At 40.0% G+C, this 16,968-nt stretch carries 10 protein-coding genes; 4 read left to right on the top strand and 6 right to left on the bottom strand.

Features of this window, described 5'->3' with window-relative positions:
- Positions 1 to 103: 103 nt before the first annotated feature.
- From PI95_RS08890 to PI95_RS08905, 4 genes are all read right to left on the bottom strand, one after another.
- Complete coding sequence (locus PI95_RS08890) at positions 104 to 2,254, bottom strand: GumC family protein (protein ID WP_039753526.1); 2,151 nt, start codon at positions 2,252 to 2,254, stop codon at positions 104 to 106.
- Between the two features lie 120 nt (positions 2,255 to 2,374).
- On the bottom strand, positions 2,375 to 3,733 hold the full coding sequence (locus tag PI95_RS08895) for a polysaccharide biosynthesis/export family protein (RefSeq protein ID WP_039754209.1): 1,359 nt from the start codon (positions 3,731 to 3,733) through the stop codon (positions 2,375 to 2,377).
- A gap of 353 nt (positions 3,734 to 4,086) precedes the next feature.
- Complete coding sequence (locus PI95_RS08900) at positions 4,087 to 4,779, bottom strand: cyanoexosortase B system-associated protein (protein WP_039753524.1); 693 nt, start codon at positions 4,777 to 4,779, stop codon at positions 4,087 to 4,089.
- Between the two features lie 219 nt (positions 4,780 to 4,998).
- Positions 4,999 to 5,247 carry a hypothetical protein gene (locus tag PI95_RS08905; RefSeq protein WP_039753523.1) on the bottom strand — a complete coding sequence of 83 codons (249 nt, stop codon included), beginning with the start codon at positions 5,245 to 5,247 and terminating at the stop codon, positions 4,999 to 5,001.
- Positions 5,248 to 5,680: 433 nt separating this feature from the next.
- Here PI95_RS08905 and PI95_RS08910 point away from each other — a divergent pair, with 433 nt between their 5' ends.
- From PI95_RS08910 to PI95_RS08920, 3 genes are all read left to right on the top strand, one after another.
- On the top strand, positions 5,681 to 9,130 hold the full coding sequence (locus tag PI95_RS08910) for a P-loop NTPase family protein (RefSeq protein ID WP_039753522.1): 3,450 nt from the start codon (positions 5,681 to 5,683) through the stop codon (positions 9,128 to 9,130).
- The gene (locus PI95_RS08915) at positions 9,127 to 10,899 is read left to right on the top strand and encodes a hypothetical protein (RefSeq protein ID WP_039753521.1); all 1,773 of its coding nucleotides are present in this window, start codon (positions 9,127 to 9,129) and stop codon (positions 10,897 to 10,899) included. Before PI95_RS08910 ends, PI95_RS08915 begins: the two co-directional genes overlap by 4 nt.
- A gap of 445 nt (positions 10,900 to 11,344) precedes the next feature.
- Positions 11,345 to 11,482, top strand: a complete 138-nt coding sequence (locus PI95_RS08920; protein ID WP_163518735.1) for a hypothetical protein — start codon at positions 11,345 to 11,347, stop codon at positions 11,480 to 11,482.
- A gap of 81 nt (positions 11,483 to 11,563) precedes the next feature.
- Here PI95_RS08920 and crtB read toward each other — a convergent pair whose 3' ends face one another.
- Positions 11,564 to 12,457 (bottom strand): cyanoexosortase B, encoded by an 894-nt coding sequence (gene crtB, locus PI95_RS08925; protein WP_039753515.1) that lies wholly within the window; start codon positions 12,455 to 12,457, stop codon positions 11,564 to 11,566.
- 201 nt (positions 12,458 to 12,658) lie between these two features.
- Positions 12,659 to 13,816 carry a DegT/DnrJ/EryC1/StrS family aminotransferase gene (locus PI95_RS08930; protein ID WP_039753514.1) on the bottom strand — a complete coding sequence of 386 codons (1,158 nt, stop codon included), beginning with the start codon at positions 13,814 to 13,816 and terminating at the stop codon, positions 12,659 to 12,661.
- Between the two features lie 881 nt (positions 13,817 to 14,697).
- Here PI95_RS08930 and PI95_RS08935 point away from each other — a divergent pair.
- Positions 14,698 to 16,230, top strand: coding sequence for a GAF domain-containing sensor histidine kinase (locus PI95_RS08935; protein ID WP_039753513.1), 1,533 nt, complete (start codon positions 14,698 to 14,700; stop codon positions 16,228 to 16,230).
- Positions 16,231 to 16,968 lie beyond the last annotated feature (738 nt).

Consider the following 16,968-nt stretch of genomic DNA (forward strand, 5'->3'; position numbering starts at 1 on the left):
AAAATGGCACTCATAGTTCGTTTACTAGATCCTCAACACCCCACGACATTTTACAGATGTTGGCTGTCAATGAGTGAAAGAGTGTTTGTGAAACCCCTAGACATCACCCAACAGACACTTCTCGTTCTTCAGGTGGATAGACTCGTGGTGCAATTGGTTGAGGCATAGAAACGATGATATCAGCGCCATTGATAACGGTTCCCAATAGCCCCAATTCAGATTCAACCAATTGATCGACAGCTTCACCGAGCATGTTTTCTTGTGTATAGTTTGGTCGTGTTACCAACACTATGCCATCGCTGTAAGGTTGAATTAACAAGGGGTCATTAGATAAACTGAGAGTGCCAGTATCTAAAATCACTAAATCATAACGTTGGCGAGCATCCTCCATTAGCTTTCGCATTTCGCTAGATTCTAAAATAGCGGCAGATTGGCGCACAGGACCCGCGCTAGGAACAATGTATAAATTTTCGACTCCGGGGACTAAATAAATACACTCACTCAAGCTGCCGTAATAGCGTAGGGGTTCAACAGTGGCATCGGAGTCGAGAGTAACATTGAGGGATTGGCAACGGCTATGCGATCGCAAATCTGTTTCAATAATCAAAGTTCGTTTGCCAGCACGCGCAGAGGCAATGCCCAAATTATAAGCACTCACCGTTTTTCCTTCCGAACTGCTGGTGCTAGTAATCAATACAACCTTCAAGTTTTTCCCACCAATGCGGCGCAGATTACTGCGGAACTTTTCATAATACTCTAAATAGGGAGACTCCGCAGAAAGTATTGTTGGCACTGCATCTAAACTTAAATCATCAACTGGCATTAAAGGCAATTCGCCCAGCAGATTGACTTCTCGTTGTTTGAGGTTGTTGCGGATATCTTCTTGAGTTTTGAAAGTCCCTTCCAGCGCTCCTAACAAAAATATTACCCCACCACCAACCAACAATCCAAGTATTGCACCTACACCCAAAGTAACTGGCACATTCTTAGGCGGTTTTTGGTCGCTAATGACTACTGGTGGTCTAGCAATGCTAAGACTAGTAACAGTTTCTGCTTCTGCGGTTCTCGCATCAGTTAGCTTTGCTTGCATTTGATCGTATACGGCTTTTTTGAGGAGAATTTCCTGTTCTATACGCGATCGCTCCAATTGCTTATTAGGTATCAGAGAATACTCTTGCCGCAATCGCGCCTCTTGTTTGATTTCGTCAGTTAGTTGCTTTCGGAGAGTATCCCGTTGGGTTTCCAAAGCCACCAGTTGATTTGCCAACAGTTGACGGGCTGGGTCTAAATTGCTATTGCTACGAATAGCCCCAGAGTTAGGAGTCAAAGCCGCTGCCGTACCGCCACCACCTACAACCTCAGCTGCACGTTGTTGCAACAGTTTTTCCGAAGTTTCTTTCTGACGTCGCAATCCAATCATTGTCGGGTGTTCTGGGCGCAAGTCTTTTCTAAGCAATTCAATTTGCGACTCAGTTTGATAAATTTGCAATCGCAAGTTGGCAAGAATCGGATCGGCACTCAAAGCCGAAGATACATAAGCTTGGTTAACTGTCAACCCCAGCTTATTTTGTAAACTGGCAATTTGAGCATCAATACCAGACAGCGTTAATTGAATTTGCCGTTGCTGACCTTGGCTGATAGTGACTGCGTTTAGCAAACTGCCATTTTCAGCAGCTAATATAGCAGGTCGTTGCAGGCGATCGTACCTTTCTAATTTCTGTTCAGCAGCTTGTAATTCTATCTTCGCTCGTGGTAAGCGCTCGTTAATTTTGGCAATAATTGCCTTTAATCGCCCAGTATTAATCTCACCGCTTAACTTGACCATTGCTTGCATTAATGCCAGCACAGTCTCTTGTGCCCGCTTTTGGTCACTATCTTTATATTTGATTTGAATAATTGCCGGGGCTGCTGCTTCTCCTTCCTTGGCTGCTTGCGGAACACTAAGCGCCACATTTTCACCAATTGTTTTCGGCTCGACCTTTACTTGCGATGCCACAGACTCAATGATCTGGTCTGAGAGCAAAATTTCTTGAGACAGTTCTTGTCCTTGCTGCTGAATTTGCGTACCAGTTGCCGAGAAAGAAACTGGCGGACGAGTGTAGGCAAGTGCAGCACTGGCTAGATAGCTAGGGGCTGGATCTGGTTGCACAGCCACCAGAGTTGACCCCGCTACAACTAAACCAAAACTGGCTAATCCAATCCACTTGTATTTATCAAAAGCAATAAGATAGCGCTTAACAATCGGTGGAGCCATGACAATAATCAATTCTTAGGCAGGTTTTAGCAGAAAGGCAGAAGCACGAACCAGATAAATCACATCTTTTACTTACTTTAAACAAGTTTTGTGACCAACAGCAATCAAGCAACAAAGTAACTACCTTCTGTCACCACTAAAAGTGTCAAAGAAGCGGATAAAGCTTTCAACATTAAAGAAAGGTCGAGTAATTGTAGTCAAAACATTAGTGATTTTACCGATAAGGTTTCGACCTACAACGATAACATCATTGTCTTGCAGCGGCACGTTTTGAGACGCATCGCCGGAAAGCGCCTTTTTCGCATCAAGTTTCTGGGTGACGGCTTTACCTCGTTCTGGATCGAAGCGAACAAGAGCAATGTCTCGGAGATTGGCAGTATCCGGATTGATTCCTCCTAAAGCATCTATAAAACTACTACCATTAGGCAGTACTTGAGTGCCAATTCCACTCGCCGCATAGTTTAAAATGCGGATTCTAATTTGCGGTTGAGCTAAAGTTGAACGAGCTACTAAATTTCGGTCGTAACCGTCATCAGCACCGATTTCTCGACGCGGTACAATTATCGCATCACCATCTTGCAGCCGTAAATTAGGTAATGAGCTAGCATTTTGCAACGTGGCATACAAATCAATAGTTTGTGAAACCACAGAACCATCAATTAATCTCCGCCGCACTTGCACTTGCCGCAGGTCTGCGTTTAGTGTCGAACCCCCAGCTATCAGCAGCGCATCACCAAGACGAGGTGTCGGCGAAGCGATCGGATAAATTCCTGGACGCGGCACTTCGCCACTAATCGTAACTTGAACTGGTCGCGCCCCTGCCAGCCCGACTGCCACAACCGGATCGACCAAAATGCGACTTAAACCCAAGCGAATTTTTTCTTGAGCTTCTTCCAAACTCAAGCCTTGTACCGAAACTGTTCCCAATTGCGGCACTACAATATTGCCTTCGGGATTTATTTGCGCTTGAAAACTCAACTCAGGACGTTGCCCTGTCAGTGATAAAGCGACAATTGGATCGACGACAAACCGATTTAAACCAGAGCGAATTTTTCCTTGTGCTTGTTGTAAAGTTAAACCTTGTAGGGACACTGTTCCCAGTAGCGGCACTGTAATATTGCCTTCGGGATTTATTTGAGCTTGAAAACTCAAATCGGAAAAGCGCTGAACCACAACGGTAATTACATCTCCAGGTCCTAAGCGGTAGCGACCTGGAGGACGCTGAACCGTTATCCCCAATACATCTCCAGGTCCTAAAAGATAGCGACCGAGTTGGGGTGATATTCCCTCATTTAAACCCGCAGGTGCAAAATCAACACTCGACGGGGGTGAGGGAGGTTGCCCTTGCCCCTGTCCTGGGGAGGGTAAAGGTTGAGCCACAACATCCGGGACAGATATTGTACAGAATACCCCTACCTGAAGACTGACAAGACACAAAGCGCTAAATACACGCCTAGAAGAACTGGGAACTATGAACATCGATGCAATCAAGCTAAGTTAAGAAATGCTACGCCGACTCGCTATTTTACTCTGGAAATACTCTGAGTGTCCGCTCTTAATCGCAGGTATTTTTATACAATTTATCTTTTTTTGCATAACCTAAGAGCGAAACCTGTTTGATAAAGAAGTGGTCAAAAGTCAGAAGTCAGAAGTTAGATGGGAATAGGTATGTTACTGACACCATAAAGATTGGTTTAAAGCCTCATCTATGAGTGGACGAGAAAAAATTAATAAATATAAAGATTGAAACTCCACCCATAAAGCGATCAAGTTCTCCAAACTGCCCGTACAGACGTTCCGGACCGAACGTCTCTACATAACTCCTAACTTTTTTATAAAGGACCTGCCATTAATGCCCGTTGGACTGTTTCACCAATAGACTTGGTTAAAGACCAAGTTGTTTCTACCTGCCCCAAAGGTTCCATCGGAATCATAATGCTCACGCCAACCCAAGGAGCACGCTGCTTGCGTAACTGTGCTAATTGATCTGCCACAAACCACTGTAAAGGTGATGGGTTTCCACCATTAGGGAAAGCATACCATTGCAAAACCGCAAATGTTTGCTTCATAGTGGAGGCGCGAAAAAATTGAGCCTCGACTTTAACTTCGGTTGATGCAAGTTTTACCGTAAATTCCGCCGGACGAAATTGAGCTACGTTCCACTGCTGCCAGCTTTGAATCTCTGTCCATTCTACTTCTGGTTGATTTTTGTCATCAGTTTGCGGCAGCAAAAGCAAGATAGCCTGAGTTTGTGTGCCTTGTTTTTTGTTGATTTGCATTAACCATTTGCGTCCGCCAATTTGTTGTTGGCTTTTTTCAATTGTTTCCCAACCAGGAAGGTTTAACCCTTGCTGCCGCAACTGTCTCAACTGCTTGATACTGGTGATAGGAGGCAGCTTTTGCCATTGCCAGTGTCCTGTCATATATCCGGGAACAGCTCCTATCACCAGCAGTACTAGTAACAACAAAAGCGCTGCTAGCTTAGGAAATTGGTTTTCTTTGAGTAATTTAGAAAAGGATATCATAAGTAAAATTTGCAATACTTACGCAAAATTTTACCTGCTAAAATCACTTCCTGAGTTCAGTAATTTTGACAGTGCCCTACGTATTTCCCCAAGAGTAAACCGTATAGCGGCTTTTGGCGTTGCCGATTGCTGATTTGATATCTCTCGTAACTGGGCTGCTGCCTTGTTATGCAACCGGAGGTAGAGCGTTCCCAGGCAGAGCCTGGGAACAAGATAATATCACTTTCTGAGTTCAGTAATCTTGACAGTCCCCCTTTTTTGAATCGAAATTGAGAGTGCGTCTTCGACTAAATCTCCTAACTTCATACGAACTACGGAGGCGATCGCGTTCAAGACTTGCTGTAGTGTTGGCTTGGGTTGTTGAAGCTCTTCGTAGTGTTCAGCAATAGCCTTTAATGTAAAGTCCAGAGTATCGGCAGGACGATCGCCGATAATATCCTCATCTTCTCCTGTTGCCCACCATCCCATATTTAACTTTTATTTAATTAATGTTACAGTCCGTTTTAATTTGTAACTATACCTTATGATGTTGGTAGATTTTTATATACATGGGTCGTGCAAATATTTATAATCATTTTTAAGTTAAACCCCTTTCCCTCGAATAGTTCCTCCGCTTTTATTACTCCAATCTCATCAAATTATTCGGATAAATCAGGTTCAGGAACTTCACAAAAACCTTCTTTTGTTGACTATTTAGTGACTTTGAAAATAACGCGAATTTAACTGCTGGGAAAAATCATAAGCATCATAAAGAGTCTCAACAACGCCTGTGCCGTCCCCGGACTATGATAATAATTTTTATCGATGTGATAGTGATATTTTTTAATTTAATAAATTAATTTCTGGCTGGGGTAATCATCTCAAACTTAAAGTCTATTAATCTACTAAAATCATCAGGGATATGGAACAAATATTAAACGAATACTGTAAACAATTTAATCCGGGGCTGCTTCTTTTGAGTATGCCGACTGGTTCTGGTAAAACATACAATGTCCTTAACTTTATCTATTCTAATTACGAGGAATTTGCTACTCAAAAAAGAAAAATACTGTTTATTACCAACCTCAAGAAAAACTTGCCAATTAACGAACTAAAAGAGCGTTTTATTGCTGACAGAAAAGAAGATGAATTTGATAAGTATGTTCTTTTTATTAATTCTAATGTTGACACGGTTATTAAAAAGCTACTCGCCATTGATGATGAAATTCCCGATCAATTCAAGACAGAAAGTTATAATAAATTAAAATCTCATATAAAAATACTCCAAAATAGTCAACTTCCCAAAGAAGTTAAAGATAGCTGGGAAACAGAAATTCGCAAAAATATTGAGCCAAAATTCCGACAAATTATTAAAAAAGAACTGGAGAATAACTTCAAAACAAAAAAAGCCCGCCTTTCAGCTATAAAGAACGATCAAGACTATCAATGGATTGGGAAATTATATCCCGCAGTATTTACAGATGAAAAAACTGTTTTTTTCCTTAGTATAGATAAGTTCGTCGCTAAAAATACGACACTTGTTGAGCCGTCATATTACTTTAATGAACGGTTTATTGAGAAAGCACTTATTTTTATTGATGAGTTTGATACTACCAAAGAAGCTGTACTCAAAAAGATCATTGAATCAGGCTTACACCATCGAGTGGATCTTCTTGATTTATTCTTGAATATTCATAACCATCTTATGCAAAATGAATGTCCTGAACTGCTTATTAAAGAATCCGAAACGTTCAAGAAAAAATCTTCCGGTAAAAATTGGTTATCCCCGCGACAACACATTGAAACCTTTCGAGATAAAGCTAATTACATATTCACCACATATAAATTACAGCATACCTGTAAATCTCATGAGGACTTTTCAACAAAGCAAAGGAACTTTCTGTTCTATGACTATCAATTCCATAATGTGATGGATCGTGATAAGCGTATCGAGATTATTGAAGATATAGAAAACCGTACAAATTGGATTAAGGCTTTTGATATTAAAACAAAAAATTCTGGTGTCGAGATACAGAAACTGCTGAGTGAGATTACTGGATTTTTAACCTACTTTCAGAGAGGAATTAAGTATTTAGCCGATAACTATCGTCATTTGAAAGACGAAAATAACAGCATTAACGAAGCCTTTTCCCTTGAATTTGCCGTTACGACCGTTCTTAATAATTTTCACATTGACAATACAGATGTCGAATTGTTGACCAGTAAAATTCTCGAAGATGACTTACCGTATGACTTGCAAACCGACAAAGGAACAATCCAGCGTCAGGGGTTCTATGATACAGGCTTTCGTTACCACGATATCGTCGATAGTGATGAGCATGATACGTTATCGAAAATATATATGTTCAACTTCAGCCGTACACCCGAATCCTTTTTGGCTGGAGTTTGCTCAAAGGCTATGGTAGTCGGCATTTCTGCGACTGCTGGACTTTATACCAACATTGGAAATTACGATCTTGAATATCTGAAATCCCGTTTGGTAAATTCATTTATACGTGTTAAAGAAGATGCTATTATCAGGCTCAAAAACGCATATTCTGAAGCAACTAAAGGATATGATCAAGTTGTCATAAAAACTGAATTTATTGGAACAGATTCGCAGAAGGAAGCAATCAAACAGCTTGAGGAGCTTTTGCGTGACCGAGAAGCAGCACAGGCTTTCTGGAACGATCTTCGTCATAAAAATACTGATAAGAAGAAGAATATTGAATTTTTGTTTGACCGTTATGTGAGAGCGTTGACTGCATGGAAATATTTTCTGGATCACCCTGATTGCCATGCGTTTCTTTGCCTCTTTAATAAATTGCCAAAGCCTGCCGATCCAGAGTTCGACCTGGATATATTACATAATTACGCCAAATTACTATTGGATGACAATAAAGATGTCATAGATGGTAGTGTACATGATACGATTTTCCTGCTTAGTGGAGATAACTTTGAGGAAAATAAAGAGCAACTGCTAAATGAACTGAAAGATAATAAACGTCGATTCATTATCTCTGCCTACCAAACAATTGGAGTCGGACAAAATCTACAATTTCCCATTCCTTCTTCTATAGAGCCAATACATATTAACAGCTTGCCAAAGCATTCAGATATGGATATTAACGGTATTTATTTAGATAATCCAACTAATCTAGTTGTGAATATTTTTGGGAATGAACTCGAAAATGATAATTTTATAAAATACATTTTTCAATTGGAATTTTATCGTGAGAATGGAGCTTTTTCTCTCAACACATTTAAGAGCAAGTTGGATGAAGCTTTTCAGAGATATATAAGAAGAGATAAGCCTAAGCGCAAGGCTGAGGACTTCATCAGCTTATACAATACAGATACTTATTCACGCTTCTTGAATAAAATAATTATTCAGGCAATAGGTCGGATATGTCGCACCAATATGAAGGCTCCAACAATCCATATTCTTGCTGATGCTTCAATCCGAAAACATCTAACTAGATTTTCTCTACCAGAGGATGTAATTCCTGTTCGTGAATATACTGCTCTCCTTGAATCAGTCACTAAATCGACCAATCAATCTGAAGATTTGATAGAAGCCCAAAACCGTGCATCCCACACAAGCAATCAGACTTCTGCTTACATACGCCGCCAACTGAATAGGCCGTGGACATCTCAGAGTGTTAAAGCATGGCAGGATCTTAGAGAGCAAGTTCTCCGTCAACCCGCTATTGCCAAAGAGTCAGAATGCAATCCTAAATGGAATAGTATCTACATTCAATTGCCGAAAGCCGCCTCTTTATATCGTTATTCAGAAGAATATGATTTTAGGGAAATTGAAGTTTTATTTTCTGAGGAATACGGTAAAAAAGAAGTTAAAGAAGTGAGTGAACGAACTGCCCGTCTTTCAGATTTGATGAGAATCAATATCCTACATAAATTGTTCATTGATTCTGGCTGGGCAACAACATTCCCTGAATCTGAACTTCTGCTTACACCTCCGATGTTCAACAATATTTATAAAGGGGCATTAGGCGAAGTATGCGGGAAACATATTCTTCAAAGCCAGTTAAATATTCACTTGCTAGAACTTGATGTGGATGAATTTGAATGCTTTGACTTCAAAACTGATCGGAACATTTATATAGACTTCAAGTTATGGAACGATCAGGTTGCAGTACCAGCTGATGAATTAATTGATAAAATCCGTGAGAAAATGGCGATCGTTGGGGCAGATCGGGTTTTTGTGATTAACATTCTTGGTAGCTCAGATACAGCTTTTGGTGAGATTATTCAACGTGACAGGAAAATCGTCGAAGTTCCTTATCTTTGTAAAAACGATAAAGTTGACGATAAAGCAATTGAATTTATTCTCAAGGAATTTTGCAAATGAGTATTCTCACGAATCGTCTGAAAATCACTTTTAACATTGATGCTATTAAACAAGACTTTGTGTTTATTCGATTAGAAAGACAACAAAATGGTAAATGGTATGGAACTAGAGAATTAGATTATCTTATTGGTAAAGATTTCAATGCTGCTGCTGTCATGTTTCAGTATGGAAAATATGCCTATGCCATGTTCAAGAAACCGCTTGATGTTTACCAATTTCTCTCTAAGATTAGGGAAAATGATAAATTCAAAAACAATGCTGTTATTGAAGTTACTCCGAAAGCTATACTTGCAGGCTCTGAAGAGTGCATTTGTGAAGCATGGCTAGCTCAGATTTTATTAAACTCGCTTTCATCCTCTAGATCGCGTTTTGCTAAATATCATTATTGCAATCTAACCGGATCATTGTTACTTGTACGAGATTTTGAAGGCAAAAACAAAGACTGTCTTGATGTTGCAAAAATCACTCTCCATTCTGGATACTTGCTAGAGATTAAAACTGCTCGTCACCGAACAAAAATTTCTATTCTTACAGAGCTAAAAAATACTATTGATAATAAACGGAAACAGGAACTTAAAAATGCTCTTGATAAGCCTAATTATATATTTGAAGTATCAACTGGAAGTCTTCGGAGACATTTACCACGTGATGGTGAAATTGATGCAAAATTAATATATATCGAATGTGGTTTAAAAGGTAAAAAAGCATCTACTCCATTTCTGGAGTTTGTAAGTATTGATAATTTTTATAAAAGTAGCGCTGGTGTTTTTCACCATATCATGATCAGCATTCAGGAACATCTATCAAAATACATGGATGTTAACTTTTGTTGCCGTGAAATTGACGACAACTTACCACTTACAAACACCTTGTTTAAAAGTCCAAAACAACTTCACTCAAAACTTGATGGTCAGGCAATACATATAGTTGATAGAGTGAATGATGAAGATTCTGCTGATTTAGCAATCACACTGAAAGAATTGCTTCTTCCTTATATTACTGATGAAAAGCTAATTACTGTTGGTAAAGGTGATAAAAAAGACGCTCTAAATTTTAGAATTCTTCATGATGCTGACTTTTATGAAAAGACGGGACAAAAAGACGAATATCTCCCTTCAACAGATAAATTTCAGCGGCAGCACCTCACAATTGAATCAACCATAAATGTCACTGAAGCTATTGTTAAAACAATCATAAAAGAACAGCTTATAAAGCGTGATATTAGCTCTCGAACATTGAACATGTTTGATTGGTCTAAACTTAAATTAAAAGGAGTTTGGACTTTTGCTGCTTGGGATGAAGATGAAAATCACGTTATTTTTATGGAAATCGAACCGAATGGTAATTTTGAATTCTATGAAATAAAAGATCAAAACATATTTAACTGGGAAAAGTTTGAGAAATATAGAAAATTCATGACAGATAGTAGCTCTGGAGATAAAATCAGGACGTTGGAAGGTCTTGTTATTTCTGATGCAGGTGATATAAATCAGATATTCCGTACCGATGAAATCACCATTCCTGAGCTTTCTAAAATTGAAGCTATTATCAACGAAGTCGAAACTGAGTTTCCCGAAAATAAGCGAAGTGGAAACGCTTTGGCAGCGTTGATACAAGAATTTATGACTGAAAGTTCTAGGAAAGATAATGAAGAACTTGTGATATTTTCCGATGAATTGCAAATTTTGGGTAGCAATGAACTAGACAAAAAAAGCTTCAAAAAACTTCTGAATCAAAGGCTAGGAAAGAGTTCAAATATTTCATCTTAATTACGGAACTATCTTCTAAACAAACATAACATAAGGCTGATTTTTTCAAAAAATAAGGAAAATATTGAAGATTTATTTGACGCTTCTCTCAATATAAAATATTTCGGTGAAACTGAAAAAGAAGCAGATTATTTCGTGGGAGATGGAAATGTAAAAGATTATTCTTTCAACGATGCCTGTCATCTCCGTAAAATTGTTGCGGTGAATAACTCAAAATTGATATTCAGACAACTCCTTCAAACTATGAATGTTGATTTTGTCCGCACGGGGCAAAGTACCGTAATCCCTTTTCCATTTAAGTATATTAGGGAGTATAAAAATTTTGGCGTTGCTAAATAACTGTATGAATCGGTATTAATCAACTACTGGGACACATATTCCCACACAAACAATACTAATTATCCCAATTCAATATCACTCCCCCAATGGGGGATTTTTTAGGGCAATGAGCGAAAAACACCGCCATGAACAGCAAATTTACAGTTTATTACCACAAAGCTTTTGGACATTACCTCGTACACCCATTGGATATTATCGCGCTCGCGGAGGGAAAGAGAGTTATTGCTGTGCCGAGGCAGAGTAAGACCAATAAACCGCAAGGTGGAAAGGCATCTGTCGTTGAAGCCAGAAGCCTACACTTACCCGAAGGGTAAGTGTGGGTAGTTCACCTTTCGTCTTCTGGCAGAATTGCTTCAGGTTCTGAGAAATATCTATCAAGTCGATTGAGAATAGGCACTAACAAAAGCAGCATAATGGCAGAATATAAGTCTCCACCCCAACTGTCATGCAGCCATTCAAAAGCTGCCTGTTGTCCTGTGCCATGAAAGAAACTCAGTAAAGTGTTGCGAATGATATTCGCGGTGATGCTTACCACAACAGCAGTAGATAAAAACCAAATAGTTGTGCGACGCGATGATAAAGCACCTGTCCAATAAAGCAGCATTAAGCAGACGTATAAGGTAGTAAATAACATCTTCAACCCCGCACAGTAAGGGGCAACTTCCACAATGCGTCCCCCGACAAAGATATTTGTGCCATCGACAGCTACTTCCAGACCAAACTGACTTAGGATGAAGCCAGCGGTACCAGCGATGAAGCTTTGAAGAGGCAAGGTGTAGGGAGCGATGAGGTAAGGTAATGCTGTTGGAGTTGCCAAAAATACTAATACTAGGGGAAATCCTTGCAATTTAAAGCCGGCAATTCCTTTTAACCACAAGCACAATCCTGCTAGGATGGCGGGGAAGGAAAGGTTAACCCATTCGGTGACACCGCTAAGATAAAAAATTCCCCCGATTATCAGCAAGACTACACCCAAAGGATGATTGACATCTGGCAGTCGTTGCCATTTTTTTCGGTTTATCCAGCCCAGATAAGCGGCAAAGGGTATACCAATAATACCGTGGCTAAAATATTCGTGTTCTGTACTAATACTTTTGTTTAGCCAACCATCCAACCAGTGTAGCAATATTGGCGCATAAAGCAGCGCTAATACACCGAGAATGGCAAAGCTGAACAATTGTGTTGCGTTTCTGTTTTGAATTTGACGCTGGAATGTCATAATTTTCAGCTATTTAAAATTAAATATTTCAAATTTGTTAAGTAGATGGGCATAAATAAACGAAGGACTGAATGTAGTAAGGGATAGGTGCCCTTAATACCGAAGATATGAGCGGTAAACCGCTCACTACGAATCAGGACAGTTTTTGCGAAGGGCTAAGAGCTCATAGTTAAATGATAATGAGCAATTAGCCATTGGTGATTAAATGCACAACAACTGTTGTTGTTCGCCACTGAGGATTGATGCCAAGGCTGCGACAACTTCTTTGACTTGGCTATGGCTTAAGCCTGGGTACATGGGTAATGATAAGATTTGCTTTGCCTGCTTTTCTGCTTGGGGAAAGTCTCCAATTTGATAACCTAAGTCGGTAAATGCCGGCTGGAGATGGCAGGGAATTGGATAGTGAATGCCTGTTTGAATTCCTACTGCTGCGAGTTGTTCCTGGATTTGTTGGCGTTCAAGCACGCAAGAATCATCGATTTTGATGACATAAAGGTGATAAACGTGTCCTGTGCCACTTTGGTTTTGCATGGGGATGATACCTAGCCGATTTAAGGGTGCTAATTCAGCATCATACTGTTGGGCAATGTTCAGGCGATCGCTATTCCAATTCGGCAAGTATGGTAGTTTCTCTAGCAACACTGCCGCTTGCATGGTATCCAAACGGCTATTCGTACCCGCTTCGGTATGATAATACTTCGAGGATGCGCCGTAATTCCGCAAGCGTGTCATTTTCTGGGCAACATCTGCATCTTTTGTTAGCAGTATTCCCCCATCCCCAAATGCGCCTAAATTTTTACTCGGATAAAAACTAAATGCTGCTGCTATCCCCACCGAACCGGCGCGATATCCATCGCGTTCGGCTAAATGCGCTTGTGCTGCATCTTCAAAAATTAGTACTTTGTATCTATCGGCAAAGTCTAACAACTGCTGTGGCGATACCATTTGTCCATAAAGATGCACGGGGATAATCGCTTTGGTATGGGGCGTAATTGCTCTTGCTGCCGCTTCTAAATCAATTAAGGCTGTTTTGGGATCGCAATCGACAAAAACCGGTTTTGCTCCCGCTCGCAGCACGCCAATTAGGGTAGCGACAAAGGTGTTTGCTGGCAAAATTACTTCATGTCCGGCACCAATATTACACGCTTGCAAGCCGAGAGCGATCGCATCGGTTCCGGAAGCAACACCAATACCGTATTTTGTCCCAGACTCCGCTGCAAATGCTGTCTCAAAATCTTTCAATGCTTGCCCTAAAATAAAATCTCCCTTTTCAAATACAGCCTGCATTGCTTGCTGCAATTGAGTTTTCATCGATTGGTGTTGTAAGTTCAGGTCTACAAAAGGAATTCTAATTGTCATATTATTCTTTTTCAGAAAGCCTCAAAATTAATCTCAAAATCCGGTTTTTTCACATCTAATCCATTTTTGACTGAATACCCAACTTTTGGGTGGTTTCTGATTATGAAGTATTTGTGAACTTTTTATTAAGTTTGTCTTTAGTTACCATTTTTATTTGTAGCAAAAAAGGATTGTATCTTTGATTTTTTGTCAGATTTTCTCAACTTATTACCGACAAAGTAAAAAATTATATTTAATATTTATTTTATTTATTTACCCAAAAAAATCACTATAAATGTGAAGCGCGATCGCTTTCAGAATTTTCGAGAAAACAGCCTCAGTAAATTCCAGGAAAAAAATAATTTTTCCTTAAATGGGATTGAGTATATAAACGGAAAATTTTCCCTTTATATATTAAGAATCGGAAAATTTTATCCTTAGCGTTATCGTACCCACATCAAATGCAAAACTAACGCGCTTGTGGCATTAAAACCTAAAGTAAGGTACAGCAGCGAGTTCAAAGAAAGCTCCTGCGCCTTTATTAACACCCTTGCAGTGCGAAAAGAAGTGCATGTTTTTTCTTACCCTTTCCCCAAATAATTGCCATTCGTCTATTAGATAATTAGTGAACTGCAACGGCGATGTCTACCAACAAGCCACTATACGTGCAGGCATTGCTTACCAAAATGCATTCACATACCATAAACTTAATACACGAGTCGCATTCTCAAAGTATTTATTGTTTTACTCAGCACTCAATAATTTTAAGTAAGGTAAAAAATTTTCTGGCAAAATTGTTTATCGGCAGCAAAATTGGGGAATGCTTAAGTTAGCAAACAATAACCCATAAATAGGGGTTATATAAATTACAGTATCAAACAATTATCAAGGTAACAGTGGCAATGGTAGAGCCGGAAAACAAGTTGTTTGCCCTCAAGGATGGTTGGGCTTCCCAGGAAACGAAAGAACAACAACGACTAAAAGCATTGTTGGAACTAGGTTTGCGGCAATCAGAAACGATTCCTGTTTTTGAAGAAGCGACTCAAACTGCTGCCCACTTTTTGGATGCCCCAATTTCCATATTGGGATTTGTCGATGAAGACCGTCATTGGTTCAAGTCAGCGGTAGGCTTATCGAGACTGGGAATCATGAATCAGCTGGCGCAAAGTCGTCAACTGTTACGCCGGGAATCGTTTTGCACCCAGGTGGTAGAGTCTTCGCAAATAGTGGTTATCACCGATACGCGAAAAATCACGGATGCAGAACTGCAAAGTAGCAAATTGGTAAAAGATTATGGCATTCGCGCTTACATGGGAGCACCGCTAATTGATGCTTCTGGGCATTGTCTGGGTTCGCTGGCAGTCATGTATCTCAAGGAACACGAATTTTCCCATCGAGATATTGAGTTTCTACAAATCATAGCTCGTTGGTGCATGAGTGAATTTGAGCGCAATCGACTTTTGCAACAAAAGCCAGAAAGCGCTCATAATAACGTTTCTCATTTCTCATTTAAGGATGAGCAGCACAGCGAAATCAGAATCACCACACCCCTAATAGAAAAAGACACCGATCCTACCAAGGAACTGAAGTTGGAACTATTGGGGCAGCTAACTCAGGAGTTGCGTACACCGTTGACATCTGTGTTAGGTATGGCTAGTGTTTTGGGACGTGAGATTTATGGACCTTTGACGACTAAGCAAAGAGAATATCTAGAGATTATTCAACACAGTGGTCGATACTTGCTTTCGTTGGTAAATGAAATTAGCGAACTCGGAACAGTGGATGAAAGTCCGAATGTGCTGAATCTAGCTCCTATGGATATTGAAATGCTGTGTCAACAAGCTATCAATACTTTAGAAGAAGCAGCCAACCGGAGAGAGCAAGATATTCGCTTGTCGATAGAACCAAACCGCAGTCGCATTTGGACTTTGGATAAAGACAAGGTGCGACAAATGCTTTATCACCTGGTTTTCAGCGTGATTCAACTTTCTGCTACAGGTAGCGTTGTTCGCATTCATGTTTCTAACAAGGAAGATACACTCAACATTACTGTCTGGGTATCGCATCCCTGGTTGGGAGACGGTATAACCGAGGTTGATCCTTATTTTCGTCTAAGTCCACTAGCGTTGGTGGAACTGACTGCTGAGGCTGCAAGCTACAATATTCATCAGAAAAATCAAGAGCAAGTAAGGAGTTTGCCATTAGTAGAGTTGGATGATTCAAATTCATACGAATTTGGTGTTGATTCCAACTTAGATTTAACTAAGCCGCATAAAAGCATGTCTCGCGAAAGTTTGGGTCTGTTGCTTAGTTGTCATCTGGCTTCTTTGCATGGTGGGCAAATTTCGATTCAAGGTTCACCAGAATCAGGATACCGCTATGTGCTTTGTTTACCATTAAAAATAGCGACAACAGAAAAAGTTAGCGATATCTGATGCAGATCGTATGCCGATCGCGTTTGAGGATGGCAAAAACATTTGTTATGTTGGCACTGATTCCTGGAAGTTTCGCTCTTATGCGTCGAAAATCAGCTATTTAGTCTATTTATCACAAGAGTGAGAAAAACTTAACCTAAATGTCGCGGAATTCCCCACCGTCTTATACGGTGGGGATGGATAGCGACCAAAAAACAAATTGCGAAGCAACATTATTTTCTAGATATATGCTATAGGGAACGTAAGTCAAAAGGCGCAAAACTTCTGTTTTGCTAGATGCTGTTCCCTGTGAAGTTGGAAACCCCACCCGTCGAGGGCGCGGGGTAGTTCATGATTGATTGTTGCGAAACTAGTCGTCACCGAGGAAAGTAAAATTTGCTTTTGCTTGGACTGCGATCGCGCAAGTTTTTATTACCAAAGTAGATTTCTCGTCTTTTTCCAAGACGCAAAGAGCGTTCGTGTCTTCTCAATCACGGAGATCAAGAAAGAACGTGGTTCGGTTTTCCTAATGAGTGCGTAAGTCCTATAAATATTTTATTTCCTACTGGCTGCGATCTACTTTTTAGGAATGAGCGCTTTTCCTAAAGTCTTGTAGGGGACCCTTCATGAATTGCCCCTACGTCAATTCAATGGTGACGACGAAGGAAGTGCGTAAGTCCTACTTTTATCATCACAGTTGGCAGTATATATTTTCCAAAGTAAATATACCTTATTAACACTCCCCCATGCTGATATCAT

It is taken from the genome of Hassallia byssoidea VB512170 (assembly GCF_000817785.2).
Taxonomy (GTDB): domain Bacteria; phylum Cyanobacteriota; class Cyanobacteriia; order Cyanobacteriales; family Nostocaceae; genus Hassallia; species Hassallia carrinoi.

What these genes read in the sequence shown, in the direction of transcription:
- PI95_RS08900 (WP_039753524.1), bottom strand. Translation starts at nt 4,779, where the DNA reads ATGATATCCTTTTCTAAATTACTCAAAGAAAACCAATTTCCTAAGCTA.
- crtB (WP_039753515.1), bottom strand. Translation starts at nt 12,457, where the DNA reads ATGACATTCCAGCGTCAAATTCAAAACAGAAACGCAACACAATTGTTC.
- PI95_RS08890 (WP_039753526.1), bottom strand. Translation starts at nt 2,254, where the DNA reads ATGGCTCCACCGATTGTTAAGCGCTATCTTATTGCTTTTGATAAATAC.
- PI95_RS08915 (WP_039753521.1), top strand. Translation starts at nt 9,127, where the DNA reads ATGAGTATTCTCACGAATCGTCTGAAAATCACTTTTAACATTGATGCT.
- PI95_RS08895 (WP_039754209.1), bottom strand. Translation starts at nt 3,733, where the DNA reads ATGTTCATAGTTCCCAGTTCTTCTAGGCGTGTATTTAGCGCTTTGTGT.
- PI95_RS08930 (WP_039753514.1), bottom strand. Translation starts at nt 13,816, where the DNA reads ATGACAATTAGAATTCCTTTTGTAGACCTGAACTTACAACACCAATCG.
- PI95_RS08920 (WP_163518735.1), top strand. Translation starts at nt 11,345, where the DNA reads ATGAGCGAAAAACACCGCCATGAACAGCAAATTTACAGTTTATTACCA.
- PI95_RS08910 (WP_039753522.1), top strand. Translation starts at nt 5,681, where the DNA reads ATGGAACAAATATTAAACGAATACTGTAAACAATTTAATCCGGGGCTG.
- PI95_RS08905 (WP_039753523.1), bottom strand. Translation starts at nt 5,247, where the DNA reads ATGGGATGGTGGGCAACAGGAGAAGATGAGGATATTATCGGCGATCGT.
- PI95_RS08935 (WP_039753513.1), top strand. Translation starts at nt 14,698, where the DNA reads ATGGTAGAGCCGGAAAACAAGTTGTTTGCCCTCAAGGATGGTTGGGCT.